This window comes from Kitasatospora sp. NBC_01302, assembly GCF_035976515.1.
Classification (GTDB): Bacteria; Actinomycetota; Actinomycetes; order Streptomycetales; family Streptomycetaceae; genus Kitasatospora.
The window spans coordinates 2,404,137-2,429,539 of record NZ_CP108404.1; the positions used below are offsets into that span (position 1 = coordinate 2,404,137).

The 25,403-nt window shown below is 74.8% G+C and carries 23 protein-coding genes; 12 read left to right on the forward strand and 11 right to left on the reverse strand.

Features of this window, described 5'->3' with window-relative positions; genetic code table 11:
* Positions 1-55: 55 nt before the first annotated feature.
* A complete protein-coding gene (locus tag OG294_RS10045) occupies positions 56-1,708 on the reverse strand; it encodes a chitinase (protein WP_327066115.1) in 1,653 nt (550 codons plus the stop codon).
* A 210-nt stretch (positions 1,709-1,918) separates the two neighbouring features.
* Complete coding sequence (locus OG294_RS10050) at positions 1,919-3,142, reverse strand: MFS transporter (protein ID WP_327066116.1); 1,224 nt, start codon at positions 3,140-3,142, stop codon at positions 1,919-1,921.
* A 67-nt stretch (positions 3,143-3,209) separates the two neighbouring features.
* Between OG294_RS10050 and OG294_RS10055 the strand changes: the two genes are divergently transcribed.
* Together OG294_RS10055 and OG294_RS10060 are read left to right on the forward strand one after the other, a co-directional pair.
* A complete protein-coding gene (locus OG294_RS10055; RefSeq protein WP_327066117.1) occupies positions 3,210-4,211 on the forward strand; it encodes an ArsR/SmtB family transcription factor in 1,002 nt (333 codons plus the stop codon).
* Positions 4,212-4,323: 112 nt separating this feature from the next.
* Positions 4,324-5,829 carry a carboxyl transferase domain-containing protein gene (locus tag OG294_RS10060; protein WP_327066118.1) on the forward strand — a complete coding sequence of 502 codons (1,506 nt, stop codon included), beginning with the start codon at positions 4,324-4,326 and terminating at the stop codon, positions 5,827-5,829.
* Between the two features lie 14 nt (positions 5,830-5,843).
* On the opposite strand, the gene OG294_RS10065 is transcribed toward OG294_RS10060, so the two are convergent.
* Positions 5,844-7,940, reverse strand: coding sequence for an FUSC family protein (locus tag OG294_RS10065; RefSeq protein WP_327066119.1), 2,097 nt, complete (start codon positions 7,938-7,940; stop codon positions 5,844-5,846).
* A 146-nt stretch (positions 7,941-8,086) separates the two neighbouring features.
* Here OG294_RS10065 and OG294_RS10070 point away from each other — a divergent pair, with 146 nt between their 5' ends.
* The 3 genes from OG294_RS10070 (at position 8,087) to OG294_RS10080 (ending at position 10,390) form a co-directional block, all read left to right on the forward strand.
* Positions 8,087-9,019 (forward strand): 1-phosphofructokinase family hexose kinase, encoded by a 933-nt coding sequence (locus OG294_RS10070; RefSeq protein WP_327066120.1) that lies wholly within the window; start codon positions 8,087-8,089, stop codon positions 9,017-9,019.
* 51 nt (positions 9,020-9,070) lie between these two features.
* Complete coding sequence (locus OG294_RS10075) at positions 9,071-9,817, forward strand: N-acetyltransferase (RefSeq protein WP_327066121.1); 747 nt, start codon at positions 9,071-9,073, stop codon at positions 9,815-9,817.
* A 141-nt stretch (positions 9,818-9,958) separates the two neighbouring features.
* Positions 9,959-10,390 carry a hypothetical protein gene (locus OG294_RS10080; protein WP_327066122.1) on the forward strand — a complete coding sequence of 144 codons (432 nt, stop codon included), beginning with the start codon at positions 9,959-9,961 and terminating at the stop codon, positions 10,388-10,390.
* 59 nt (positions 10,391-10,449) lie between these two features.
* On the opposite strand, the gene OG294_RS10085 is transcribed toward OG294_RS10080, so the two are convergent.
* Positions 10,450-11,895, reverse strand: a complete 1,446-nt coding sequence (locus OG294_RS10085; RefSeq protein WP_327066123.1) for an MFS transporter — start codon at positions 11,893-11,895, stop codon at positions 10,450-10,452.
* Between the two features lie 168 nt (positions 11,896-12,063).
* Here OG294_RS10085 and OG294_RS10090 point away from each other — a divergent pair, with 168 nt between their 5' ends.
* Positions 12,064-12,600 carry a winged helix-turn-helix transcriptional regulator gene (locus OG294_RS10090; protein WP_327066124.1) on the forward strand — a complete coding sequence of 179 codons (537 nt, stop codon included), beginning with the start codon at positions 12,064-12,066 and terminating at the stop codon, positions 12,598-12,600.
* Between the two features lie 6 nt (positions 12,601-12,606).
* Here OG294_RS10090 and OG294_RS10095 read toward each other — a convergent pair whose 3' ends face one another.
* A complete protein-coding gene (locus OG294_RS10095; protein WP_327066125.1) occupies positions 12,607-13,080 on the reverse strand; it encodes an ATP-binding protein in 474 nt (157 codons plus the stop codon).
* Between the two features lie 151 nt (positions 13,081-13,231).
* Here OG294_RS10095 and OG294_RS10100 point away from each other — a divergent pair, with 151 nt between their 5' ends.
* The 3 genes from OG294_RS10100 to OG294_RS10110 all read left to right on the forward strand — a co-directional run bounded on the left by OG294_RS10100 (position 13,232) and on the right by OG294_RS10110 (position 17,226).
* Positions 13,232-14,569: a hypothetical protein gene (locus tag OG294_RS10100; protein ID WP_327066126.1), complete on the forward strand. Its 1,338-nt coding sequence runs from the start codon at positions 13,232-13,234 to the stop codon at positions 14,567-14,569.
* Positions 14,570-14,785: 216 nt separating this feature from the next.
* Positions 14,786-15,997, forward strand: coding sequence for a permease (locus tag OG294_RS10105; RefSeq protein ID WP_327066127.1), 1,212 nt, complete (start codon positions 14,786-14,788; stop codon positions 15,995-15,997).
* A 26-nt stretch (positions 15,998-16,023) separates the two neighbouring features.
* Positions 16,024-17,226, forward strand: coding sequence for a winged helix DNA-binding domain-containing protein (locus OG294_RS10110; protein WP_327066128.1), 1,203 nt, complete (start codon positions 16,024-16,026; stop codon positions 17,224-17,226).
* A 19-nt stretch (positions 17,227-17,245) separates the two neighbouring features.
* Here OG294_RS10110 and OG294_RS10115 read toward each other — a convergent pair whose 3' ends face one another.
* The gene (locus OG294_RS10115; RefSeq protein ID WP_327066129.1) at positions 17,246-18,145 is read right to left on the reverse strand and encodes a LysR family transcriptional regulator; all 900 of its coding nucleotides are present in this window, start codon (positions 18,143-18,145) and stop codon (positions 17,246-17,248) included.
* Between the two features lie 222 nt (positions 18,146-18,367).
* On the opposite strand from OG294_RS10115, the gene OG294_RS10120 reads away from it, so the two are divergent.
* Positions 18,368-18,955 (forward strand): DUF6817 domain-containing protein, encoded by a 588-nt coding sequence (locus tag OG294_RS10120; protein ID WP_327066130.1) that lies wholly within the window; start codon positions 18,368-18,370, stop codon positions 18,953-18,955.
* On the opposite strand, the gene OG294_RS10125 is transcribed toward OG294_RS10120, so the two are convergent.
* Entirely contained in the window at positions 18,861-19,889 is a 1,029-nt protein-coding gene (locus OG294_RS10125) for a GlxA family transcriptional regulator (protein WP_327066131.1), read from the reverse strand. The genes OG294_RS10120 and OG294_RS10125 overlap by 95 nt on opposite strands.
* 82 nt (positions 19,890-19,971) lie before the next feature.
* Positions 19,972-20,586 carry a cysteine hydrolase family protein gene (locus OG294_RS10130; RefSeq protein ID WP_327066132.1) on the reverse strand — a complete coding sequence of 205 codons (615 nt, stop codon included), beginning with the start codon at positions 20,584-20,586 and terminating at the stop codon, positions 19,972-19,974.
* Between the two features lie 178 nt (positions 20,587-20,764).
* Here OG294_RS10130 and OG294_RS10135 point away from each other — a divergent pair, with 178 nt between their 5' ends.
* Positions 20,765-21,517, forward strand: coding sequence for a 3-hydroxybutyrate dehydrogenase (locus OG294_RS10135; protein ID WP_327066133.1), 753 nt, complete (start codon positions 20,765-20,767; stop codon positions 21,515-21,517).
* Positions 21,518-21,521: 4 nt separating this feature from the next.
* On the opposite strand, the gene OG294_RS10140 is transcribed toward OG294_RS10135, so the two are convergent.
* A complete protein-coding gene (locus OG294_RS10140) occupies positions 21,522-22,193 on the reverse strand; it encodes a hypothetical protein (protein ID WP_327066134.1) in 672 nt (223 codons plus the stop codon).
* Positions 22,194-22,372: 179 nt separating this feature from the next.
* Here OG294_RS10140 and OG294_RS10145 point away from each other — a divergent pair, with 179 nt between their 5' ends.
* Entirely contained in the window at positions 22,373-22,837 is a 465-nt protein-coding gene (locus OG294_RS10145; protein ID WP_327066135.1) for a GNAT family N-acetyltransferase, read from the forward strand.
* Positions 22,838-22,979: 142 nt separating this feature from the next.
* Here the strand turns inward: OG294_RS10145 and OG294_RS10150 are convergent, their stop codons facing one another.
* Positions 22,980-24,074, reverse strand: a complete 1,095-nt coding sequence (locus OG294_RS10150) for a D-alanine--D-alanine ligase family protein (protein WP_327066136.1) — start codon at positions 24,072-24,074, stop codon at positions 22,980-22,982.
* Entirely contained in the window at positions 24,067-25,344 is a 1,278-nt protein-coding gene (alr, locus tag OG294_RS10155) for an alanine racemase (RefSeq protein WP_327066137.1), read from the reverse strand. The genes OG294_RS10150 and alr overlap by 8 nt, the downstream gene beginning before the upstream one ends.
* Positions 25,345-25,403: the final 59 nt, after the last annotated feature.

Sequence of the window (25,403 nt, forward strand, 5' to 3'; positions counted from 1 at the left end):
CGGGCGGACGGACGGCGGCGCGGAGGGCGGCGCGGACCCAGCCGAAGCAGCGGTCTCAGCCGAAGTAGCTGTGGAAGTTGCCGGAGAACTCGTTGCCGTTGTACTGGTCCCAGTTGATCGACCAGGTCATCAGGCCGCGCAGACCGGGCTGCGGTCCGCTGCGCGGCACGTAGCCACCGCAGTTGGTGCCCTTGGTCAGGCAGTCCAGTGCCTGGTCCACCGCGCTGGGCGCCACATAGCCGTTGCCCGCATAGGTGTTGGCCGGCATGCCGATCGCCACCTGGGAGGGTGCGAGCGGCGGGAACATGTTGTTGGTGTTGCCCGCCACCGGGAAGCCGGCCAGCAGCATGTCCGTCATCGCGATGTGGAAGTCCGCGCCGCCCATCGAGTGGTACTGGTTGTCCAGGCCCATGATGGAGCCGGAGTTGTAGTCCTGGACGGTCAGCAGGGTCAGGTCGTTGCGCAGCGCGTAGATCACCGGCAGGAAGGCGCCGGCTCGCGGGTCCTGGCCGCCGTAGGGGCCTGATCCGTAGTACTGGTAGCCGAGTTGGACGAAGAAGGTCTCCGGGGCCATGGTCAGCACGAACTTGGCGCCGTACTTGGCCTTGAGCTGCTGCAGCGCCGCGATGGTGTTGACGATGACCGGCGTGGTCGGATTCTTGAAGTCGGTGTCACCGGCGTTGAGCGACAGGGACTGGTTCTCGAAGTCGACGTCCAGGCCGTCCAGTCCCCACCTGTCAATGATCGCCGAGACCGAGCTGACGAATTCGTCGCGGGCCGCGGTGGTGGTGAGTTGGACCTCGCCGTTGGCGCCGCCGATGGAGAGCAGCACCTTCTTGCCCTGGGCCTGCTTGGCCGCGATGGCCGCCTTGAAGTCGGCGTCGGACTCGGCGGTCGGGCAGTCGGTGACCGAGCAGCGGTTGAACTGGATGTCGCCGGAGGTCACCGAGGTGGGCTCGCCGAAGGCGAGGTCGATGACGTCCCAGGAGCTGGGGACGTCGGACATCTTCAGGTAGCCGGCGCCGTTGGCGAAGCTGGCGTGCAGGTAGCCGACCAGGGCGTGGGTGGGCAGGCCGTTGTCGGGCGGCGGCGTGGGGCTGCCGGTGGGCGAGGAGGTGGGCGTCCCCGTGGGACTTCCCGTGGGACTTCCGGTGGGACTTCCGGTGGGGCTGCCGGTGGGACTTCCGGTGGGCGAGGACGGCGGCGAGACGGTGGAGGTCGGCGAGGAGGTCGGGCCGCCGGGTCCGCTGAGCGAGACGTCGTCGGCGTAGTAGGTGCCCTCGCCGTACCAGCCGTGCAGGTAGACCGTCGCGCTGGTCTGGTTCGACGCCGTGGTGAAGCTGACCGAGAGCTGCTGGTAGCCGCCGCCGGTGCTCGGAGTCCAGGTGCTGGTACCGCCGTTGACGCCGAGGTAGACGTAGGCGCCGTCCACGTAGGCGCTGAGCGTGTACGTGGTGTTCGGCGTGACGGTGACGGTCTGCGTGCACTGGGCGTCGTCCGCCGCGGTGGCCGCACCCGCCAGCGCGTGACTGCCGCCGTGCACCGGGCTGCTGACGACGCTTCCGGAACTGCCGTCGCAGCTCCACGGATTGAGCGCACCGCTCTCGAAGCCGCCGTTGACCAGGTACTCGCCGGCCGAGGCGCTCGGTGCCAGACCGAAGGTGAGGCCCACGGCACCGGCGGCGGCCAGCGCCCAGGCGGTCGTCATGGCGGCCAGACTGCGGACCCGCGGGCGGGGGCGGGCGTGTTCGTACGGGGAACCTGCTCTGGTGAGACTGCGCATGTGGGGGATGCTCCTGCGTCTCTGCTGCCGGACGGATGGGGTGGGAGGGCCCGTCGGGGCAGCACGGGGAGCGACCCCGCAGCGCGCAGCGACCCCGTTGGACTAGACCACTGAAGCGGTCCGGGCCAGTCCGTGTCAATGACCGGCGCGCCACCGGATCCAGCCGGCCGTCAGCAGCAGCGCGACGCCGGCACCGGCCATCGCCCCAGCGGCGGAACCGAGTTGCGCGAGGCCGCCGAAGAGGGCAGGACCGAGCCCCTGCGCGGTCATCGCCCCGGCCGAGAGCAGCCCGAACGCCTGCCCCTGTCGCTGCGCCGGCAGCACGGCCAGGAAGCGGCGCTGCACCCCGAGCCCGTACGAGAACCCGCCGCCGGACGCCGCCAGCAGCAGGACAGCCACCAGCACGCCCGGATGCAGCGCGAAGCCGAGCAGCGGCATCCCGAGCAGGCCGACCAGCGGCGCGACCAGCCGCTCGCGCAGCGCCGGGCGCAGCAGGCGGCCCACCACGAGATCGCCGGCCAGCATCCCCACCGGGAGCGCCCCGAGGAGCAACGCCGCGCAGCCGGGCGGCAGTCCGCGCTCGCCGGTGTACGCCACGATCAGCCCCTCGGCGCCCGCCGCGAAGGCGGGCGGCAGCCACTGGACCAGCAGCAGCCGGCGCACCGCACGGTCGGCGAGCAGCGCGCGGTTGCCCGTCCAGCTGTGCCGCAGCACCGCCGCTCCCCTGCCGTCGCCCGACGACGAGGGCAGCGCCGGCAGCCGCAGCCGGACCAGCAGCGCCGCCGCCAGATACCCCGCCGCACTGACCAGCAGCGCACCGCGTGCCCCGAGCACGGTCACCGCGGCCCCCGCGCCCGCCAGCCCGAGCAACTGCCCGCCCGAGCTGGCGACATTGCTCAACGAGCGGCCCAACACATAGGCGTCGCCCGTCAGTTCAATCGCGATCAGTCGACTGCTCGCCGCGCCGAAGACCGGAGTCAGGCAGGAGACGGCGCCGACCAGTGCGAGGGTGGCCGCCGTCGGCAGCCACACCAGCGCCGGGGCTGCCGCGGCGAGCGCCGGCAGCAGGTGGCCCGCGACGATCAGCGGGCGTGGGCGGCCCCGGTCGGCGAGCGCGCCGAGCAGCAGGGTGCCGAGCAGCTGCGGCGCGAAGCCGACGCCGAAGGCCAGGGCGCCGAGCAGCGGTGACCCGGTGGTGGCGTAGATCAGCACCGAGAGGGTGGTGATCCGCAGGCTGTCCGCCACCACGGCGAGCGTCCGGGTGACGAAGAGCAGGCGGAACAGCGGGCGGGCCAGGACCTCCCGGTAGCCGGCCGGGCCCGCGGGGGTCGTGGTGGTGTCGGTGGCGGCAGCGGTCATGCGCGGCAGCCTCCCGCAGGGTGCCCGGCCCGGCCCACTCATTCGTCGCTGGACGTAAGCTCGGTGCATGCCGCGTTTCGAGGTGGGCACCGAGGACCTGCTGCACAGCCGCTTCGCGCTCTCCCCCTCCTTCGAACTCTGCGCCCTGCTGCGCCTGTTGGAGGGAGTACCGGGCCGCCGGCTGCCCGCCGGCTGGGCGGCCCGGCTGCGCCCGGTCTTCGAAGAGCTGCGCGTCCGCACCGAGTTGGACGCGGTGCTCAGCCTGCAGAACCCGTCCTTCGGCGCGAACTTCATCGCGCCGCCGCCCACCGGCCTCGCCCAGAGCTGGGCCGACGACCTGGCCGCGATCCGGCGCACCGCGCCCGCCACGGCCCGCGCGGACATCGCGCGCTGCCTCACCGCCCGGCCGACCGTGCGCCCCGCCCGCCCCGCCGTGCGGGCGGTGCTGGCCGCGCCGGACGCGGTCGACCGGATCGCCACCGCGCTCGACCAGGCCTGGCACGCGCTGCTCGCCCCGGACTGGCCGCAACTGCGGGCCATCTGCGAGCGCGACGTGGTGCACCGGGCGGGACTGCTGGGGCGGCACGGCTGGGCGGCGGCGCTGGAGGGGCTGCACCCGCGGCTGAGCTGGCGCGACGGCGGGATCGAAGTGGCCGGCCGCACCACCGAGCCGGCCGTCCCGCTGGCGGGTGAGGGGCTGCTGCTGGTCCCCTCCGTCTTCGTCCACCCGGAGATCGCGGCGTACGTGGACGACCCGTGGCCCAAGGCGATCGTCTACCCGGCCCGGGGGATCGCGGCGCTGTGGGAGGAGCGGCCGCAGGCGGCGCCCGAGGCGCTGGCCGCCCTGCTCGGGAGCTCCCGGGCCCGTCTGCTCGCCGCGCTCGACCAGCCGGCCGGGACCACCCAGCTCGCCCGCAGCCTGGCCATGACCACCGGCGCGGTCGGCGACCACCTCGCCGTGCTGCGCCGCGCCGGCCTGCTCCACCGGGCCCGGTCCGGCCGCACGGTGCTCTACTGCCGCACGCCGCTGGCCGAGGCCCTGCTCGGTGGCGCGGCGGCGGCCGACTGACACCGCCCTGACGCCGACACTGCTGTGACGCTCCCGGCCGGCTTGAGCTCCGGTGGAGTGTGAGCAAGGCAGGGGTTGTCCGATCATGGTCCGGCTCAGGACACTTGACCTTGTGGACGAACCGACTTCGACGCCCGCTGTGCCCGCCGCCCTGGTCTTCGCCGGCCAGGTGCTCGACCCGGGCTCGTTCCGTAGCTGGGACGAGCCGCCGAGCCATGCCGAGGAGGGCGTCCGGAACGCCGGCTACGCCGCCGATCTGGCCCGGGCCCGGGCGCGCAGCGGAGCCGACGAGGCCGCGCTCACCGGGGAGGGGCGGATCGGCGGGCGGCGGGTCGCGGTGCTGCTGAGCGAGTTCACCTTCCTCGCCGGCTCGATCGGGGCGGCCACCGCCGCGCGGCTGCTGCACGCGGTGGAGCGGGCGACGGCCGAGCGGCTGCCGCTGCTCGCGTTCCCGGCCTCGGGCGGCACCCGGATGCAGGAGGGCACGCCAGCGTTCGTCCGGATGATCGCCATCGCCAACGCGGTGACCGCGCACAAGGCGGCCGGGCTGCCGTACCTGGTGCACCTGCGCCACCCCACCACCGGCGGGGTGCTCGCCTCCTGGGGTTCGCTCGGCCAGGTGACCACCGCCGAGCCGCAGGCGCTGGTCGGATTCCTGGGCCCGCGGGTGTACCAGGCGCTCTACGGTGCGCCGTTCCCCGAGGGCGTGCAGCGGGCCGAGCACCTGGCGCGGTTCGGGACGGTGGACGCGGTGCTGACGGCCGGCGAGCTGCGGGAGTGGCTGACGACGGCGGTGGGTCTGCTGACCGGCCCTCAGGATTCGGTCACCGAACCAGTGGTGGCCCGGCACCCGGACGAGCCCGCAGCGGCTGCCCCGGGCTCCGTCTGGGACTCCGTGCAGCAGACCCGGCGGGCCGGCCGGCCCGGTCTGGCCGAGCTGCTGGCCGAGGCCGACACCGTGCTGCCGCTGTCCGGCACCGGCGCCGGGGAGCGGGACGACGCGCTGCGGCTGGCGCTCGCCCGGTTCGGCGACCGCAGCTGCGTGGTGGTCGGCCACGACCGGGCCGCCGCGGCCGTGCACGGCCCGGTGGGCCCGGGCGCGCTGCGCACCGCCCGCCGCGGCATGCGGCTGGCGGCGGAGCTGCGGCTGCCGCTGCTCACCGTGATCGACACCCACGGGGCGCTGCTCAGCCAGGAGGCCGAGGAGGGCGCGCTGGCCGGCGAGATCGCCCGCTGCGTGGCCGAGTTGAGCACCCTGCCCACCCCCGTGGTCAGCCTGCTGCTCGGCGAGGGCGCGGGCGGTGCGGCCCTCGCGCTGCTGCCCGCCGACCGGGCGCTCGCCACCGAGCACGCCTGGCTCTCCCCGCTGCCGCCCGAGGGCGCCTCGGTGATCCTCTACCGCACCCCGGAGCACGCGCCGCGCCTCGCCGAGCAGCAGCGGATCGGCGCCGCGGAGCTGCTGCGGGAGGGCGTCATCGACCGCATCCTGCCGGAGCCGGCGACGCCGGAGCTGTTCGTCCGGCACACCGTCGAGGCGATCCGCGAGGAACTGGCCGCCGCCGCGGCCCTCACCCCGCCGGGCCCGCGCCTGGTCCGCTTCAACGGCCTGGCGCAGTAGGGCCGTCCGACCGGCTACCCCGGGCCGGCCAGCGCGGAGCGGGCGGCGGCGACCTCGCGGCGGACGGCGGCCAGCGCGCTGCCGGCGGTGGTGTCGCGCGGCAGGGCGACAGGGCCCGGGTCCGCGCCGCCCGCGCGGATCGCCGTGGCCAGTGCCCGCAGCTCGGCGGCCACGGCGGCGACCTCGGCGGGCCGCGGCGGTTCGGCGCCCTGCTCGGTGCGGACGGCGGTGGCCGTGCTCGCGTCGATCACCCGCTCGACCGCGACCACCAGCGGCCACCAGGCGGCGGCCCGCGCGCCCACCGGCGGCGGCTCGCCCAGCGCCCGCTGGAACTCGGTGCGCACGCCGGCGAGGTCCCGGTAGAGCCGGCGCCGCAGCCGGGCCCGGGACCCGGGCACGGCGGCCGCGGCGGGGACGGCCGGCGCGGGGACGGCCGGCGGGAACACCACCCCGGGCAGCGGCGCCGTGTCAGCACCGCCCACGGACACGGCGCCGCCCCCGCCCCCGCCGTCGCCCTCACCCGCGAAGGCGCACTCCAGGTACCGCGCCACGTCGTCCACCGCGTCCGCGAGCCGGGCGCCGACCCGCGAGTGCCAGCTCTCCGGCCACAGCGCGTACCCCGCGACCAGCACGATCGCGCAGCCGAGCAGGCTGTCCAGCAGCCGGGGCGCGATCAGGTGGACGCCCTGATGGCTCAGCAGGTCGGAGAGGATCAGGATCAGCGGGGTCATCACCACGGTCTGCAGGCCGTAGCTGCGCCGCGACACCATCGGCAGGGCCGCGGCCAGCACGGCCACCACCGGCGCCTCCCAACCGCCGCGCGGGACGGTCTCCAGCACGGCCGCGGCCAGCACCAGGCCGACCACGGTGCCGAGCGCCCGCAGCACGGCGCGCGAGAAGACCGAGCCGAAGTCCGGCTTGAGCACGAAGGTGACGGTCAGCGGCACCCAGTAGGAGCGGGGCACCGTGACGGTGGAGACCAGCGTCTGGGCCAGGCCCAGGCAGAGCGCCAGCCGCAGGCCGTAGTGCCAGGAGTCGGCCGAGAGCAGCACCTCGCGGGTGCGGTCGCGCAGCCGCAGCCGCAGTGGCGCCGGGCGCAGCACCGGTGTGGGCGCGCCGTCCTGGTAGCCGCCGGCCAGCACCTCGCGCGCGTGCAGCAGGGCGGCCGCGGCGGCCCGCTCGACGGGGTCGGCGGCCTCGCCCGGGGCCAGCTCGGCGGGGTGCCCAGGGAGCGCGGGGAGCGGCCTGCGACTGTCCACCGCCACGGCGATCACGCGCACCTCGCCCGCGAGCCCCGCGCTGAGGTGGCCGCCGGCCGCGTGCACGGCGGGGGCCACCTCGACCAGCGGGGTGAGCGCGCCGAGCAGCGCGATCAGGCGCACCATGCCCCGGCTGCGCCCCGGCGCCAGCGCGCGGCGGCTGAGCAGCAGGTCGTAGGCGTGGTCCAGGGCCGCGGTCAGCCGGGTGCGCGCCAGGCTCCAGTCGGCGCCGCCGGCGGCTTCCAGCAGGTTCGCGGTCTCCCGGTACGCCTGGACCACCGCCGTCCGCTCCGGGACGCGCGAGCGGGCCGGCCAGGCGAGCAGGGCCATCACCAGGATCAGTGCGGCGCCGAGCAGGACCAGCACCGGCCCGCGCCACCAGGGCGGCGGGAACGGCAGGCCCGCGCCGATCACCGCCATCAGCAGCACGTTGAGCCCGGCGGCGGAGGAGACCGCGCCGATCGTGCTCATCATCCCCGCGACCAGGGCGAGCCCGGTGAGCGCGCCGACCGCGACCCAGCCGTGCCCGTGCACCTGTTCGCCGAGCGCGAGCCCGGCGGCGGCGAAGAGCTGGGGGACGGCGATGTTGAAGACCCGCAGCCGGTAGGCGTCGGCGGTGTCGCCGAGCACCGCGCCGAGCGCGCCCATCGCGACCAGCGCGCCCTCCGCGCTGCGGCCGACCGCCGCACCGACGGCCACCGGCAGGGCCATCCCGATGGCCGCCCGGACCGCCGCCGCCCTGGGGACGGCGGTCGCTTGCGGGCGCAGCGTGCGGACCAGCCAGGCGGGCGGCACCAGCAGGCCGGTTCCGGTGCCGCCCGGGTCGGCCGGGTCGTCGTCGTGCTCGCTCATCCTCACCGGACGATCCTCGCCCGGCGGTCCGTCACCCTCGCGGAGGCGCGAGGACGATCCGCGCATCCCTGCCTCGTCGCTCTTGCTCAGTTCTGCGCGGAACTGCTATGAAATAAGCACTATCAATCACACCGGAGGGCTCCCCCGTGCCTGCGCCCGACCCGATCCTCACCGTCACGCTGAACACCGCGCTCGACCTCACCTACCAGGTGCCCGCCGTCCGACTGCACCAGAGCAACCGGGTGGCGCAGGTGGCCGCGCGGGCGGGCGGCAAGGGGGTCAACGTCGCCCGGGTGCTCCACCGGCTCGGGCACCCCGCCGTGGTCACCGGGCTGGTCGGCGGCGCCACGGGCGGCGCGGTGCGGGCCGATCTCGCCACCGCCGGGCCGACCGACGCGCTGTTCGCCGTGCGGGGCGAGACCCGGCGCACCATCGCGGTGGTGGATCCGCTCGCGGCGGACGCCACGCTCTTCAACGAACCCGGACCGCGGATCACCGCCGACGAGTGGACCGGGTTCACCGCCCACTTCGCCGCCCTGCTCGACGCGGGCTGCCGGGCGGCGGTGCTCTCCGGCAGCGTGCCGCCCGGCCTGGCGCCGGACGCCTACGCCACGCTGGTCGCCCTCGCCCGTCACCGCGGCGTCCCGGTCCTGCTGGACACCGCCTCCCCCTGGCTGCTGCCCGCCCTCGCCGCCGGCCCCGAGCTGGTCAAGCCCAACGCCGAGGAGCTGCGCGAGGCCACCGGCCTGGCCGACCCGATGGCCGCCGCCCGCGCCCTGCTCGCCCGGGGCGCGGGCGCGGTGGTCGCCTCGCTCGGCGCCGAGGGCGTGCTCGCCGTGACCCCGCAGGGCGCCTGGCGGGCCGAGCCGCCCGAGCACCTGGCCGGCAATCCGACGGGGGCCGGCGACTCGGCGGTAGCGGCACTGAGCGTCGGCCAGGTCGACTTCCTGCCCTGGTCGCAACGGCTGGCCCAGGCGGTCGCCCTCTCCGCCGCGACCGTGCTCAGCCCGCTGGCGGGCGGCTACGACGAGGCCGCCTACCACGCGCTGCTCCCGCGGGTGCGGGTCACCCGGTTGTGACCGGCGGAAACCCGGTTGGCCCGGGACTCGGACGACACTAATCTGCCGCGCATGGATGTCAAGATCACCACGCTCGCCGACCGCCCGGAGCTGCAGGCGGCGCTCTCATTCCCGGACAACTGGCCCGAGTTCATCCTGGCCGATCCGGTCGGCCGCGCCTTCTTCGGTCAACTGAACGACGTCTTCCCCGAGTTCACGATCGTGGCGACGAATCCGGCGGGAGCGGTGGTCGCGGTCGGGCACAGCGTCCCGTTCGCGCTGCGGCAGCCGGAGCGCGCCGGCCTGCCGCCGGGTGGCTGGGACGAGGTGCTGCTCTGGGCGTTCAGGGACCGCCGGCTCGGGACCGGGCCCGACACGGTCAGCGCGATCGACGTCACCGTGCACACCGACTGGCTCGGCCACGGCCTGTCCGCCCTGATGCTCGCCGCGATGCGCGAGAACGCGCGCTCGCGCGGCTTCGCCGAGCTGGTCGCGCCGGTGCGGCCGACCGGCAAGCACCTCGAGCCGGCCACGGCGATGGCGGAGTACGCGTTCCGCACCCGGCCCTCGGACGGCCTGCCCGCCGACCCGTGGCTGCGCACCCATGTGCGCGCCGGCGGGGTGATCGACTCGATCGCGCCCTGTTCGATGACGGTGGCCGGTCCGCTCGCGCAGTGGCGCGCCTGGACCGGGCTGCCCTTCGACACCCCGGGGCCGGTGATCGTGCCCGGCGCCCTGGTGCCGGTGCACTGCATGCCGGACGCCGACGCGGCGGTCTACACCGAACCGAACGTCTGGGTCCGGCACGCGCTGAGCTGAGACCCCCGCCGGGATCAGCGCCGAGGTGGAGGCCAGGCTGCTGAAGGGCTGGTCCGACGGGACGACGGGAGCCGGCCGACTTTCCATGCACCGGGCAGAGCACAATGGTTGAAAGTGTGTCAGTTCCTGGAAAGGTGCACGGTGCTCGACGAGTCTTCCTTCCCGTTGCTCGGCATCCCCGGCTGGCCCGGCCGGCGCGGGCTGACCATCACCGGCGGCACGGGGCCGGCGCCCCGGTCGGCGATCCACTCCTACCTGGCCGGGGACACCCGGCGCTCGCCGGCCGCGGTGGTCTTCGGGCAGTCCAGCGAGCGCGACCAGTCCGAGGCGGTGCGCCGCAACCTGCTCGACCCGACCGGGCGCCCCGAGTACGTCGAGTCGCTGGGCGCCCGGGCCCTGACAGTGCAGGTGGACGGTGTGCCGGTGCGCGCGGTGCTGGAGAGCTGGTCCGAACCGCGCCTGCGGACGGCGCGGTTCGGGTGGCGCGGCTACCTGGTGGCGGTGGGGAGTTGGGAGCTGCCGCTGGACGCGGCGTTCTTCGCCTCGCTCGGCTCACTGGAGCCGCCCCGCTGATCCCACCGTTGAGCCGCGCCGCTGATCCCGCCGTTGAGCCGCGCCGCTGATCCCGCCCGTCAGGCCTCGGGTGCGGCGGTGCGGCGTCGGCTCGCCGCGCGGGCCCAGAGTGCGACGGCCGCACCCAGCAGACAGAGCACGACGGCGACCACGATCGCCCGGTCGGCGCCCGCCATGACGCCGGCGGCGGGCCCGGCGGCCGCATGGCCCGAGTTGATCAGGGCCAGCGCGATGGCCACCCCGAGCGCCGAACCCAGGTAGCGGGCGGTGTTGTTGGCGCCCGAGCCCATCGCGGACTGGTGGGCCGGCACGCTGCTGACGGCCAGCCGGGCCAGCGCCGCGTTCAGCACCCCGCTGCCGACACCCGCCACGGCCAGCCCTGGCACCAGCCGCAGCCAGCCGGAGCCCGGTGCCGGCCCGAACAGCGCCGCCTCGCCGATCGCGCAGGCCAGCAGCGCGGCGGCCAGCTGGGTGGTCGGGGCGAGCCGGGTGGCCAGACGGCGGGCCTGCAGGGCGGCGACCACCGACAGGCCGGACCAGATCGCCAGCACCAGGCCCGCGGCCAGCGGCGTCTGACCGAGGCCGCGCTCCAGGACGGTGGGCAGACAGCTCATCAGACCGACGATGGAGAGCCCGGTGAAGAGCGCGCCGGTGCCGGAGGCGATGAAGCCCGGGTCACGGAAGAGTGCGAGCTCCAGCATCGGCTCGGCCACCTTGGACTCCACCAGCGCGAACGCCGCGAGGCCCAGCACGCCGAGCGCGAGCAGCAGCAGCGGGGTGGTGCGCAGCCAGCCGCTGCGGCCCTCGGCCAGGCCCGCGATCAGCGCGGCGGTGGCCGCGGCCAGGGTCAGCGCGCCGAGCGGGTCGAGCCGGCGCGGATGCTCGCTGCGCGACTCGGTGAGGAAGGCGGCGGCGAGGCCGGCCAGCAGCAGCGCGAGCGCGGCGAGCACGCCGTAGACCGCGCGCCAGTTGGCCCACTGCGCCAGCAGCGCGGCATAGACGGGGCCGACCGCGATCCCGAGGCCCACGGCGGCGCCCCAGCCGCCCAGTGCCCGCACCCGGGCCGCACCGGCCGGGTAGGCATGGCTGACCAGGCCCAGGCTCGGCGCGAGCACGGCGGCCGAGGCGCCGCCCTGGACCACCCGGGCGACCAGGAAGACGGCGGTGTCCGGGGCGAGCGCGCCGAGCGCGGCCGAGGCGGCGAGCAGCACCGCGCCGAGGGTGAAGACGCGCTTGCGGCCGTGGTCGTCGGCGAGGGTGCCGGAGATCAGCAGCAGGGCGGTGAGGCCGAGCAGCGCGCCGGTGAGGATCCAGGTCTGCGCGGCGGCACCGGCGTGCAGCGCGGCGGCGGTGGGCGCCAGCGTGGTGGTCGGCACGGTGTAGGTGATCAGGACCAGCAGCGTCCCGTAGCAGGCGGTCAGCAGCGCCCGGCGCGGTCCGCGCACCGCGGTGGCGCTGACCGGGCCGCTCGCCACCGGGCTTGGGTGGGTGCTGTGCAACGTCATCTCCGCGGCCTCCCCGACCAGTCGGATCCAGTCACTCGCCGGCTTGGACGCCGGGAAGGTCTGGTGAATGAACTCACTCGACCACATGGGTCCGCTGAACGAACTGACCCAGAAGCCACCCTACACCATGAGTCTGTTCAACGAACCGACCACGGGTACACTGCTTCCATGGCGCTCGGAACGGACTACGCCCAGCAGGACTGCTCGCTCGCCCGCGCACTGGAGGTGATCGGCGAGCGGTGGAGCCTGCTCATCGTGCGCGACGCCTTCTACGGGGTGAGCCGCTTCAACGACTTCCTGGTCCACCTGGACATCCCGCGGGCGGTGCTCACGGCCCGGCTGCGCGCGCTGGTCGAGGCCGGAGTGCTCTACAAGGAGCCCTACCAGGACTCGCCCGTGCGGTACGGCTACCTGCTCACCGAGGCGGGCCTGGAGCTCTGGCCGCCCATCCACGCGCTGGCCCGCTGGGGCGAACGGCACGCCGCCGAACAGGAGTCGTACCGCGTCTTCACCCATGACACCTGCGGCAACCGGCTGAGCCCGGCCGGCCTCTGCGTGCCCTGCGGGATCGCCGTCCCCCCTGCCCACGTCATCATCCGCCCCGCCCCCCACGGCCGGCTCAGCCCGCGCACCGACCCGGTCTCCCGCGCCCTGACCCGGCCGCACCGACTGCTCACCCCGCTGTCGACGGAAGGTCAGGCGTAGCGCGGATCAGCGGGAGTGGGCCACCAGTGCGACGTCGCACCCGGCGACGGTGGCGCCCGCGGCGAAGGCTCCAGTGGCGAAGGCTCCGGCGGCGAACGCGAAGCGGACCACCTTTCCGTTCTCGGTGCGCTCCCACTCCCAGCCGCCCGCCAGCGCCTGCACCATCAGCAGGCCGCGCCCCGAGGGCAGTTCGTCGCCCGGGGCGAGCATCACGGGTGCGCGCCTGGACCGGTCGGCCACCTCCACCAGTAGCCGCCGACCGGTCCAGCGCACCGTGACCCGGCACTCCCCGCCCGCGTGTTCCAGCGCATTGGTGACGACCTCACTGGCACACACCCGCAGGTCCCCCAGTGCCTCCGGGGCGAGCGGCACACCCCAGGCGACGGCCACGGCAACGATCCGGTCACGGGCGTGCCGAACGGCGCTGGCTCCCGCGGTGACCTGGAATACATCCGACTGGGGAAGGTACACGCGCTCCATGTAGGACATCTCCTCGACGATCCAGGGAGCGGCCGAGCTACCGTTCCGCCGTCCCCGAGCGGCTGATTGACAGTCAACCGACTTACGCCGGAGAAGAGAACGGTTCATGCTGGGCGAAGCCGTGAACGACGTGAATCAGGCAGGGGGAGCTATGACTCGCACGCCGAACAGACAGCTGGCGGCACTGCTGTCGGAAGCCCGTTGGGGCAATGACCAGCTGGCCCGCGCGGTGAACCGGATCGGCCGGGACGCCGGCCTGGAACTGACATACGATCACTCTGCGGTCTCGCACTGGCTGAAAGGCGTCCGTCCGAAACCGGCCGTCCGCCCGGTGGTCGCCGAGGCGTTCAGCCGCCGGCTCGGCCGACCGGTCACCGTCCAGGAGGCCGGCCTCGGGCCGGCGCCCACCGACGGCAAGCCCGGCGCGGACCTGGTCGACCTGGTGCGCAGCGACATGGACCCGTCGCGCCGCAGCGTGCTGACCGCCGGGCTCTACTCGGCCGCGCTCCTGGTGCCCGGCTACACCGAGCTGGCGCACCGGCTGGACACCTCGAAGCAGGAGGTGCGGGCGGGGCGCACCGTGCGGATAGGAGAGAGCGAGGTGGAGACGGTCCGGGCGATGACGGTCCGGATCGCGGGGATCCTCGACGAGCTGGGCGGCGGCCACGCCCGCCCGATGAGCGCGGCGTTCCTGGCCAACACGGTGATGCCGTGGCTGCAGGCCGACGGCACGCCGAAGGTCAAGCGCTCGATGCTCGCCGCCGCCTCCGACCTGGTCTACCTGACCGGGTGGATGGCCATGTACGAACGCGCCCACGGGCTGGGCCAGCAGTACTTCACCGAGGCCCTGACGCTGGCCCAGGACGGCCAGGACCACGTGACCTACTGCCGGACCCTGCGCGGCATGTCCCTGCAGGCGGCCAACCTCGGCTACGGCCCGCGTGCGCTGGAGTACGCGGACGCCGCCGCCGAGTGCGCGCCGGCCGCCGGGCCCCGGCTGACCGCGTTCCTGCGCGGCCAGCAGGCGCACGGCGCCGCCCTGGTGCAGAACCAGCGGCTGGCCTTCACCCGACTGGGTCAGACCGAGGCGGCGCTCGCCAAGGCCGACGGGCGCAACGACGCGGTGGGCGGCTACGACTGGTCCGCGTACCACTTCCACGTCAGCAGCGTGCTGTACGCGCTCGGCGACCTGCCGGGCTCGATCCAGGCGATGCAGCAGTCCAACCGCCTGCGGCCGGCCACCGAGCGCCAGGGCCGGCTGCACGCCAACGGCCTGCTGGCGGCGCGGCAGTGGGAGCTGGGGCACATCGAGGCGGCCTGCCTGACCTGGGGCGAGTTCCTGGACGACTACACCACGCTGGCCACCGCCCGCGGCGACGAGCACTTCGACCTGCTGCGGCAGAGCGTGGTGAGCCACCCGGGCAGCCGGGCGGTGCGGCGGCTGGGCGAACGCGTCCGGGTGGTGGCCGCGCAGAAGGCCGCCGGGTAGCGACGGCCGGGTGACAACGGCCGGGGTGCCACGGCCGGGTGGCGACGAGGGCGGCGGACGGCTGGGCCGGTCGGCCGGGGGACGCGAGCGGAGGCGGGTTCCCCGAGGGCGGTCGAACCGCCGCCGCCTGCTCGCAACCTGCACGGGTTTATACCCCTCAGGGGTATAGGCTCGGTCCGCTGTCCTGCCCACGTCGAGGAAGGCGGACCATCGGCCATGGACGCGATCCGGCACGCCCTGTCCATCACCGGCTCGATGGCCTGGGAGATCACCTGGGCCCTGATCCTGGGCTTCGCGCTCTCCGCGGTGGTCCAGGCGGTGGTGCGCAAATCCACCATCGTCCGGCTGCTCGGCGACGACCGGCCGCGCACGCTCGCCGTCGCCGCGGCCCTCGGCGCGGCCTCCTCGTCCTGCTCGTACGCGGCCGTGGCGCTGGCCCGCTCGCTCTTCCGCAAGGGCGCGGACTTCACGGCGGCGATGGCCTTCGAGATCGCCTCCACCAACCTGGTGGTCGAACTCGGCGTGATCCTAGCGCTGCTGATGGGCTGGCAGTTCACCGCGGCCGAGTTCATCGGCGGCCCGGTGATGATCCTGGTGCTGGCCCTGCTCTTCCGGCTGCTGCTGCGGGACCGGCTGCTGCGCGCGGCCCGCGAGCAGGCCGACCGCGGAGTGGCGGGGTCGATGGAGGGACACGCCGCGATGGACATGTCGGTGGGCGGCGAGGGCTCCTTCGGGCGCCGGCTGCTCTCCCCCGCCGGGTTCACCGCGACCGCGCACGTCTTCGTGATGGAGTGGGCGGCGATCCTGAAGGACCTGGTGATCGGCCTGTTCATCGCGGGCGCCATCGCCGCCTGGGTGCCGGACAGCTTCTGGCACGGGTTCTTCTTCGCCGGCCATCCGGTGGCGAGCAAGATCTGGGGGCCGCTGATCGGGCCGCTGGTGGCGATGCTCTCGTTCGTCTGCTCGATCGGCAACGTGCCGCTGGCGGTGGTGCTCTGGAAGGGCGGGATCAGCTTCGGCGGGGTGGTCGCGTTCATCTTCGCGGACCTGCTGATCCTGCCGATCCTGAACATCTACCGGAAGTACTACGGCGCCAGGACGGCCGGCTTCCTGCTCGCGACGTTCTACGCGGCCATGGTGGTGGCCGGGTACGTGGTGGAGCTCCTCTTCGGCGGGCTCGGGCTGGTGCCCGACCAGCACGACGCCGAGGTCCCGACGGCGGGGGTGAGCTGGGACTACACCAGCTGGCTGAACATCGTCTTCCTGCTGCTGGCGGCGGTGCTGGTGGTGCGGTTCCTGCGGACCGGCGGGCGGGCGATGCTGCGGATGATGGGCGGCTCGCCGGACGCGGAGCACGAGGGCCACGAGGAGCACGAGGGGCACGACCACGAGCACCACGAACACCACCGCCACACGCACGAGTCCTGAGCCGCCCCCCGGCTACGCTCGGGCCCATGACCCGTCAACCCCCGTTCCTCGACGACGAAGAGCGCCGCGCCCGGCTCGCCCGCCGGCACCTGCTCGCCCCCGCGTACCGGGCGGCCACCGTGGAGCAGGTCACCGAGGCCATGGTCGGCCTGCACGCCACCGACCCCGCGACCGTCTACCTCTCGGTCTGCGCCAGGCTGGCGCGGCCGGCCGCGGCCGAGGTCGAGCGGGCCCTCTACGAGGACGTGTCGCTGGTGAAGCTGCTCTCCATGCGACGCACCATCTTCGCCGTGACCGAGGAGTTCGCGCCCTACGTCAGCTCCTCCACCGCGCGCGCCATCGCGGTGAAGGAGCGGGCCACCCTGGTCAAGCACCTGCGGGAGAGCGCCGAGGGCTGGGACGAGCCGCGGCTGGCCGCCACCGAACAGGCGGTGCTGGCCGCGCTGGCCGCCCGCGGCGAGGCCACCACCGCCGAACTCGCCGCCGACGTGCCCGCGTTGCGCGAGACGATCCTGATGGCGCCGGGCAAGCCGTACGAGGCGCGGCAGAGCGTGGGCAGCCGGCTGCTGCGGCTGCTCGCCTCGGACGGGCACGTCCGGCGGTGCCGCCCGCGCGGCTCGTGGCTGAGCAGCAGCTACCCGTGGGCGCTGGTCCCGCAGTGGCCCGACCTGCCGGTCCGCGAGGCGAAGGCCGAGGTGGTCCGGCGCTGGCTGGCCGCCTTCGGACCGGCCACGGTGGAGGACGTGAAGTGGTGGACGGGGTGGACGCTCGGCGACACCCGCAAGGCGCTGGCCGACGTCGGCGCCGTCGAGGTCGGGCTGTCGAACGGCCCGGGGCTGGCGCTGCCCGGGGACGACCTGCCCGACGAGGAGCGGGCCGGCCAGGGGCGGGCCTTGGAGCCGTGGGCGGCGCTGCTGCCGGGCCTGGATCCGACCGTGCTGGGCTGGCGCGGCCGTGACTGGTACCTCGACCCGGCCCACGTGCCCGCCCTCTTCGACCGGGCCGGCAACCCCGGCCCGACCGTCTGGTGGCGGGGCCGGGTGGTCGGCGGCTGGGCGCAGCGCGCGGACGGTGAACTGGTCTGGCGGCTGCTCGCCGACCTCGGCACCGAGGCCGAGCCCGCCGGCCGGGCGATCGCGGCCGAGGCCGAGCGGCTGGCCGGCTGGCTCGGCGCGGTGCGGGTCACCCCGCGGTTCCGCACGCCGCTGGAGCGCGAACTGACCGGCTGACCGCGCCGGGGGGACGACCCTAGCGGGTTGCCCGGGTCGCGACGGTTTCGGCGAACTCCTGGGCCAGGGTGGGCAGGGCGCCCCACTGGCGGACCGCCCAGCCGACCGCGAGGGGCGGCAGGGTGGGGATCGGGACCAGCCGGAGCGTCGGGTGGTCCGAGCCGCGCCAGCCGGGGAGGGCGGGTACCACGGCGTGGCCCAGGCCGATCCCGGCCAGCAGCACCGCGGTGTCCCAGTCGGCGACGCTCGTGGTGGCATTGGTCCCGGCGGCCGACTCGTCCTCGTGGTGGGCGAGTTGGCCGTCCAGCTGGGCACGGGCCACCGAGTTCTCCGGCAGCCGGATCGGGCGGATCCGGGCGAGGTCGGCGGGGTCGATCGACTCCCGCCGGGCCAGCGGGTCCTCGGCGTGGACGGCGAGCACCCAGGGCAGTTCGACCACCGGCCGCTGCTCGATCCCGCGGACCGGGGCGCCGATGGTGATCCAGGCGAGGTCGGCCTCGCCCGCGGCGAGCGCGTCGAAGCAGCTGCGGCTGGACGTCTCGGTGCGGAACTCCAGGTCCACGTCCGGGTGTTGCCGCCGGAACTGGACGACGGCCGCGGTCATGAAGTGCCGCATGGTGGTGGCCCCCGTGGTGACCCGCACCGTGCCGCGCTCGCCGGTGCGCAGATCGCGCAGTTCACGCAGCGCCAGATCGAGGTGGCCCAGGCCCTGGGCCGCCGCCCGGTGCAGGATCCGCCCGGCCTGGGTCGGCGCCACCCCGCGCGGGCGGCGCTCCAGCAGGGTCAGCCCGAGCTCGGTCTCCAGGCGGCGGACGTGCTGGCTGATCGCCGACTGGGTGCGGGACAACTCGCGCGCGACGGCGCTGAGATTGCCGCTCTCGCAGGCGGCGACGAAGACGCGGAGATCGTCGAGGGTCACGGGGAGGCAAGCTACCAGGCCGACCAGCTGAAGGGGCGTGTCAAGGTATTGCTTGGAGGAATGGAAGAAAACCCGAGGATTGACTTGGGTGTCACCGGTGCAGAACCATCGTCTACGACCGGGGCGGCCACCTGTCCGCCGCAGCAGGGGGGCCGTGGCGGCGAGCCGGAATCCGGACGTCGACCGGGCTGGACAGGTGCCGACCCGGCATCGGAGGAGGACATGGTGACGGGGAATCAACCGGAGGCGGTCGACCCGGCGGTCGCCTGGCTGGGCTCGCTCGGCGCGGCCGGGATCGAGCACCCCGGCGGCACCCTGCTCGCGCACCTGGAGCGGGTACGGGCGATGCTGGCCGCCTGGGGCGCCCGCCCCGAGCTGCAGTCGGCGGGCCTGTGCCACGCCGCTTACGGCACCGACGGTTTCGCGGTCGCGCTGCTCGCGCCGCAGGGACCGGGCCGCGCCGAGCTGGTGCGGCGGATCGGCCCGGCGGCCGAGGAGATCGTGTACCGCTACGCCAGTTGCGACCGCAAGGCCTCCTACGCCGCACTGCCGCGGGCCGACGGCGCCTTCCACGACCGCTTCACCGGCACCGCGTTCGTCCCCTCCCCGGCCCAGCGCCGGGACTTCGCCGAGCTGACGGTGGCCAACGAGCTCGACCTGCTGCTGATCAGCCCGGAGATCCGGGCCCGCTGGGGCGAGGCCCTGGGGCGGCTCTTCACTTCGCTGCGGCCCCTGCTGAGTGCACCGGCCTGGCACGCGGTGACACAGGCGCTGGGTGACCCGCCGGACCGGCCGCAGGAGCGTCGCTAGCCACCGACCGGGCCGCGCGCAGCCGGCGCAGCATCCGGGCGTCCTGGAAACCGACCGCACGGGCGGCGGCCTCGGCGGTGCCGCCCTGGGCGATCAGGTGCTCGGCGTGCTCGATCCGCAGCTCCTGCTGGTAGCGCAGCGGGGTCAGCCCGGTGGCGGCGACGAACCGCCGGGTCAGCGTCCGCTCGCTGACGCCCACCGCGGCGGCGAGGTCGGCCAGCGCCAGCGGGCCGGTGTAGCCGCCGTCGATCAGGTCCTGGGCCCGGTGCACGGCGTCGGACAGGTGCGCGCGGTGCCGGAGCATCGCGCTGGCCTGCTGCTCGTCGCCGTTGCGCCGGGCGTAGACCACCATCGCGCGGGCCACCCGGGCGGCGTCGTAGGGGCCGTGGCGCACCGCGATGAGGTGCAGTGCGAGGTCGATGCCGCTGGCGATGCCGGCCGAGGTGATCAGCCGGTCGTCCACCACGTACAGCACGTCGCGCAGCACGGTGGCGCGCGGGTAGCGGCGGGCCAGGTCCTCCTGGAGGTCGTGGTGGGTGGTGCAGCGGCGGCCGTCGAGCAGGCCGGCCCGGCCGAGCGCGTCGGCGCCCGCGCAGATGCTGGCCACCGTGCCGCCCGCCGCGTGATGGGCCGTCAGGCGGTCCAGGGTGGCCTGCTCCAGTCGGCCGTTGTCCTGCGGCTGCCCGCGCTCGCGCTCGCGCGGGTCCCGCGAACTCCAGCCGGGGACCATCACCAGGTCGTCCACCGCCAGCCGCGGCCAGGCGGTGGCCGCCCGCAGTTCGAGGCCCTGGGCGGTGCGGATCGACTCCTGCTCGCCCACGAAGTGGATCTCGTAGGAGTGACCGAGCTCGGCGGCGGAGGAGAAGACCTGGGCCGGGCCGGCCAGGTCCAGCAGGTGCAGCTGGGGGGCGAGGAGGAAGACGACCTTGCTCATCCCGTCAGTCTACCGCCGGGCCCGGCCGGCGCGGCACGATCCGGTCAGCCGCCGGTCGACCGCGTCCGGCGCCGGCCAGGGCTCAGCCCTGCTCCAGTTCGGCGACCGTGGCGATCCGGGCGAAGCGGCCCGCCAGCGCGTACTCGGTGCGCGCGATGATCTCCGCGGTGCCCAGGGTGCGCGGGTCGGCCAGGATCTCCGCCAGGCTGCGCCCGGCCGGGGCGTCGCGGTGCTCGATCGGGTGGGTGGCGGTGGCGTCGGTGACGAAGACGACCTGGTAGCCGAGGTCGGAGCCGACCCGGGTGGTGGTCTCGCAGCACTGCTCGGTGCGGATGCCGCAGATCACCAGCTCGCCCACGCCGTGCTGGACCAGCAGCTGCTGGAGGTTGGTGGTGGTGAAGGCGTTGTGCGAGGTCTTGGTGACCACGGGCTCGCCGTCGATCGGCGCGAGGCCCTCGATCGGGTGCACGTGGCCGAGCGCCGGGTCGAAGAGGTTGCCCGTCCCCGGCTCGCTGTGCAGCACCCAGACCACCAGGTCGCCCTTGGCGCGGGCGAGCCGGACCAGGCGGTCGACCTGCTCGACGATCTGCGGGTTGGAGACCGCCGGCCAGTTGTCGTAGCGGCGGAAGGACTCCTGGACATCGATGACGATCAGTGCGGTGCGGGTGGTGGCGGCGCTTGCCTGCGTGATTTCCATGGGCACCATCCTGGCCGCCGGGCAGGCCCCGCGCGAAGGCCCGATCAGGCCCGGGTGCGGAACGATCCGGTCAGCGAGACCGGGAAATCGTCATGGCTCCTGGCACCACCTCCGAGGCCTTCACTGTGGGGTCGGCACCCATGGGGGCCGGCCCGCACCGCCCGTAGCGTGTCGGCGCATGGAGAGCACCGAGCTGACGGGACGCACCGCGCTGGTCACCGGCGCGGCGAGCGGGATCGGCCGGGCCTGCGCCCGGACCCTCGCGGCGGCGGGCGCCCGGGTCCACGTGGTGGACCTGGCCGGCGCGGCCGCGCGCGAACTGGCCGCCGAACTCGGTGGCGAGGCGCACGTGGTGGACCTGGCCGACCCCGCGGCCGTGGACCGGCTGCCCGCCGACGCCGACATCGTGGTCAACAACGCGGGCCTGCAGCACGTGGCGCCGGTGGAGGAGTTCCCGCCCGACCGGTTCGCGCTGATCCAACGGGTGATGGTGGAGGCGCCGTTCAGGATCGTCCGGCGCACCCTGCCGCACATGTACCGGCAGGGGTGGGGCCGGGTGGTCAACCTCTCCTCCGTGCACGGCCTGCGCGCCTCCCCGTTCAAGGTCGCCTACGTGACCGCCAAGCACGGCCTGGAGGGCTTCAGCAAGGTGGTCGCGCTGGAGGGCGCACCGCACGGGGTGACCAGCAACTGCGTCAGCCCGGGGTACGTCCGCACCCCGCTGGTGGAGCGTCAGATCGCCGACCAGGCGGCCGCCCACGGGATCCCCGCCGAGCAGGTGATCGAGGAGGTGATGCTGGAGCGCACCGCGATCAAGCGGTTGATCGAGCCGTCCGAGGTCGCCGAGGCGGTGCGCTGGCTCTGCTCACCGGCGGCGGGGTACGTCACCGGGACCTCGCTGACGCTGGACGGCGGCTGGACGGCGCACTGAGCGCTCAGCGGGGATCGGGCCGGTCGAGGTTCCAGTGCCGCACCACCTGGCAGATCCAGCGCTCCTCCAGCTCGGGGCCGACCCGGATGAGCGAGAAGCGGCTGATGGTGCGCTGCCCGCCCTCGGCGTCCCCGTAGAGCAGGTCGATGTTGACCCGCTCCCCGTTCTTGACCGGGTCGACCAGCGCCCGGTGGTACGGGTCCTCGGGGTCGCGCAGCGCCGCGTGCCAGAAGCTGGTGTCGCCGGGCGCGACGTAGAGGTCGCGGGCCTGGCGGCGGAAGTCGGCCGGGTCCGGGTGGACCACGTCCTGGTAGGTCTCCGGCGGCGCGAACCGCCAGCCGTGGATCACGCCGAGCCCGGGGCCGACGTTGCGGATCGAGGCGGCCAGGTACAGGTTGTCCTCGGTCAGCCGCAGGTAGCCCGCGCTGCCCGGCAGGTAGGCCCCGTGGCCGCCCTGCCAGATCAGCTTCTGCTGCGGCGCCTCCAGCCGGGAGGTGATCAGCAGCGGGCGCAGCGAGGCCTGCAGCGCGCGCTCCGCCGAGAGCGCGGCGCGGTCGGCCGAGCGGATCGAGGCGAACGAGGCGCCGGCCAGCACCAGGGTGCCCGCGGCGGTGGCCAGCGCGGAGATGACGTTCCAGTCGGCCACGGTCACCAGCCCGCTTCGCTGGCCAGGCACTGATGTGATGATCCGACCAAAAGCATGGCGCGCAGCCTAGAGCACGCCCACCCCGTGCCGTACAGCGCCCCGGGCGAGCGGGTCGCGGTGGTGCTGTGCGGGGCGAACACGGACCTGTCCTCGCTGCGCGGGGGCCCGGTACGACGATCAGTGTCAGCGGGCGGGGCTACGGTCGCCGGATGGCTGAACCGACTGCTTCCCGAACCGCCGCCCCCGACATCGTGGTCACCGACGCCCCGGCGCCGGCCGACCTCGCGCTGATCTCGGACGAGCTGGACCGCTTCAACACCGAGGCCAGCGGCACCGCCGACCGCCGCCCGCTGGCCGTCCTGGTCAAGGACCCGGACACCGGCGCGGTGCTCGGCGGCCTGACCGGCCGGACCTCGCTCGGGCTGCTCTTCGTGGACCTGTTCCACCTGCCGCCCGCGCTGCGCGGCCACGGCCTCGGCAGCGAGATCCTGCGGCGGGCCGAGGAGGAGGGCCGGCGCCGCGGCTGCCGCAGCGCCGTGCTCTACACCATCACCTTCCAGGCCCCCGGCTTCTACCAGCGGCACGGCTGGCGGGTGTTCGGCGAGATCCCGTGCGACCCGCCGGGCACCAGCCGGGTGTTCATGACGAAGGACCTGGTCCCGGACCTCGGCTAGTGAGTGTCCGGCCCGATCGTCAGAGGGGCGGCCGGTGTTCGCGGTGGCGGTGGGGGTGCGTGGAGCAGGACCGCGCCCACGCAGGTGGCCACGCCCAGCAGGACGGCGGCCGCCCCCGCCAGCCGCCGCCAGGCGGGCGCCCTCACCGGGCCGCGGCCGGCACGGCGGCCGGGGCCGTCCGGGGGCCGCCGCCCGCCAGGGCGGTGGCGATCAGCACGTCCAGCAGCTCCTGGTACGCCAGCCCGGTCGCGGCCCAGATCCGCGGGTACTGGGAGGCGGCGGTGAAGCCGGGGAAGGTGTTCACCTCGTTCACCACCGGCTCCGTGTCGTCCCGCAGCAGGAAGTCGATCCGCAGCAGCCCCGAGCAGCCCAGCGTCCGGAAGACCTCCACCGCCATCTCCCGCAACCGCTCGGCGACCCGGGTGGGCAGCCGGGCGGGGATCTCGAAACGGGTCGCGCTGTCCTGGTACTTGGCCGCGTAGTCGAAGAACGGCTGCCCGCCGCGCACCCGGATCTCCAGCGCCGGGCCCACCTCCAGGCGGCCGTCCGGGTGTTCCAGCACCGCCAGGTCCACCTCGCGGCCCAGCACCGCCTCCTCCACCAGCACCTTGGTGTCGAAAGCGCGGGCGCCGGCCAGCGCCGCGTCCAGCTCCGCCCAGTCGTTCACCCTGGTGACACCGAGGCTGGAGCCGGCCCGGGCCGGCTTCACGAAGGCGGGCAGGCCCAGCCACTGCCGCTCCTGCTCCGGCAGTTCGGCCGCCGGCCCGTGCAGCAGCACCGAGGCCGCCACCGGCAGGCCGACCGAGGCCAGCAGCCGCTTGGTGACGTCCTTGTCCATCCCGGCCGCGCCGGCGAACACGCCGTTGCCCACGTACGGAACGTCCAGCGTCTCCAACAGGCCCTGCACCGTGCCGTCCTCGCCGTACGGACCGTGCAGCACCGGCAGCACGACGTCGGCGGCGGCGAGGACCGGCAGCGCCTGCGCCAGGCCGGCCCAGCAGGGCACGCCGGTGTCGGGCAGCAGGCGCTGGAGGTCGTCCGGTCCGTACGGGCCGGCGGGCAGGTCCTCGGGGCCCGGGACCCACGAGCCGGTGCTGGTGATGCGCACCGGCCGGACCGCGTAGCGGTCGCGGTTCAGGTGGGTGATGATGCCCGCGGCCGAGGCGCAGGAGACGTCGTGCTCACCGCTGCGGCCACCGAAGACCACCGCGACCCGGATCCGGTCCTGCTCAGCCATGCCGGTTCTCCTCGCTGCTGTCCAACTGGTGGGTGGTGCCGGGGTGAACGGCCGGCAGATGGCGCCGGGGCACCCGGGGGCCGATGCCGGTGAGCAGTTCGTGCGCGTTGGTGCCCGCCCAGCGGGCCCAGTCGCCGACCGTGGGCTCGCCGTGGTCCCCCGGTCCGAACACCACCACCGGCTCGCCGATGCCGACCTCGGCCGACCCGGCGTCGAGCACGCACTGGTCCATCGCGATCCGTCCCGCGACCGGGCGGCGGGCCCCGGCGGCCCACATCGCGGCGCGGCCCGAGGCGGCGCGCGGCACGCCGTCCGCGAAGCCGAGCGGCACCAGCAGCAGGCTGCCGTCCTGCGGCGCGCGGTACTCGTGCCCGTAGGACACGCCCTCACCGGCCCGCACCGGGCGGGCCATGACGGCGCGGGCGCGCAGCGTCATGGCCGGGCGCAGGCCGAAGGTGCGCCCCCGCACCGGCTCGACGCCGTACAGCCCGATCCCGGCCCGGACCAGGTCGTAGTGGGTGCTCGAATCGTTCAGCGCGGCGGCCGAGTTGGCCAGGTGCAGCAGCCGGGGGCGGAGTCCGGCCGTGCGGGCGAAGGCGACCGCCTCCTCGAAGTCCCGTACCTGGCGCGCCGTGCAGCTCGGCGCGGACCCCATCGAGCCGTCGGAGTCCACCAGGTGCGACCAGATCCCGCGGACCCGCACGGTGCCGCGCAGCTCGAAGGCCCGGGCGGCCCGCACCAGCGCCGCCCAGTCGCGCGGTGCGGCGCCGTTGCGGCGCAGCCCGGTGTCGACCTTGAGGTGCACCCGCGCGGTGAGCCCGGTGCGCGCGGCCCAGGCCGCGACGCCGGCCAGGTGCAGGTAGGAGGAGACCGAGAGGTCGATCCCGGCCCGCAGCGCCGGGGTGAAGTCCTCGTCGGGCAGCTGCATCCAGCTGAGCACCGGCGCGGTGAGACCGGCCGCGCGCAGTACCAACGCCTCCCGGGTCGAGGTGACGCCCAGCCAGCTCGCGCCGTTGGCCAGCGCGGTACGGGCCACCGGCACCGCGCCGTGCCCGAAGCCGTCCGCCTTGACCACCGCCATCACCGCGCCGCGCGAGCGCGCCGCCAGCAGCCGGGTGTTGTGCGCGATCGCGCCGAGGTCGACCACCGCCTCGGCGTAGGCGTCGCCGCTCCCGGTCGACCGCGTGGTGGTGCAGGTGTCCTGACCCCGTCGGGCCCTGCTGTGCCCGTCGTGGGGCACCGGGCCCCGTTCTCTCGTCGCGCTCCGCATGAGCACCGGCCTCCTGGTGTCGCCGTTTCCGCACGCCACTCCAGCCGAGACCCCGTTAA

Coding starts and splice junctions, on each gene's coding strand:
- OG294_RS10110 (WP_327066128.1), top strand. CDS start 16,024: ATGACCCGTCAACCCCCGTTCCTCGACGACGAAGAGCGCCGCGCCCGG.
- OG294_RS10145 (WP_327066135.1), top strand. CDS start 22,373: ATGGCTGAACCGACTGCTTCCCGAACCGCCGCCCCCGACATCGTGGTC.
- OG294_RS10100 (WP_327066126.1), top strand. CDS start 13,232: ATGACTCGCACGCCGAACAGACAGCTGGCGGCACTGCTGTCGGAAGCC.
- OG294_RS10130 (WP_327066132.1), bottom strand. CDS start 20,586: ATGGAAATCACGCAGGCAAGCGCCGCCACCACCCGCACCGCACTGATC.
- OG294_RS10065 (WP_327066119.1), bottom strand. CDS start 7,940: ATGAGCGAGCACGACGACGACCCGGCCGACCCGGGCGGCACCGGAACC.
- OG294_RS10050 (WP_327066116.1), bottom strand. CDS start 3,142: ATGACCGCTGCCGCCACCGACACCACCACGACCCCCGCGGGCCCGGCC.
- OG294_RS10085 (WP_327066123.1), bottom strand. CDS start 11,895: ATGACGTTGCACAGCACCCACCCAAGCCCGGTGGCGAGCGGCCCGGTC.
- OG294_RS10120 (WP_327066130.1), top strand. CDS start 18,368: ATGGTGACGGGGAATCAACCGGAGGCGGTCGACCCGGCGGTCGCCTGG.
- alr (WP_327066137.1), bottom strand. CDS start 25,344: ATGCGGAGCGCGACGAGAGAACGGGGCCCGGTGCCCCACGACGGGCAC.
- OG294_RS10125 (WP_327066131.1), bottom strand. CDS start 19,889: ATGAGCAAGGTCGTCTTCCTCCTCGCCCCCCAGCTGCACCTGCTGGAC.
- OG294_RS10135 (WP_327066133.1), top strand. CDS start 20,765: ATGGAGAGCACCGAGCTGACGGGACGCACCGCGCTGGTCACCGGCGCG.
- OG294_RS10095 (WP_327066125.1), bottom strand. CDS start 13,080: ATGGAGCGCGTGTACCTTCCCCAGTCGGATGTATTCCAGGTCACCGCG.
- OG294_RS10105 (WP_327066127.1), top strand. CDS start 14,786: ATGGACGCGATCCGGCACGCCCTGTCCATCACCGGCTCGATGGCCTGG.
- OG294_RS10055 (WP_327066117.1), top strand. CDS start 3,210: ATGCCGCGTTTCGAGGTGGGCACCGAGGACCTGCTGCACAGCCGCTTC.
- OG294_RS10090 (WP_327066124.1), top strand. CDS start 12,064: ATGGCGCTCGGAACGGACTACGCCCAGCAGGACTGCTCGCTCGCCCGC.
- OG294_RS10045 (WP_327066115.1), bottom strand. CDS start 1,708: ATGACGACCGCCTGGGCGCTGGCCGCCGCCGGTGCCGTGGGCCTCACC.
- OG294_RS10150 (WP_327066136.1), bottom strand. CDS start 24,074: ATGGCTGAGCAGGACCGGATCCGGGTCGCGGTGGTCTTCGGTGGCCGC.
- OG294_RS10075 (WP_327066121.1), top strand. CDS start 9,071: ATGGATGTCAAGATCACCACGCTCGCCGACCGCCCGGAGCTGCAGGCG.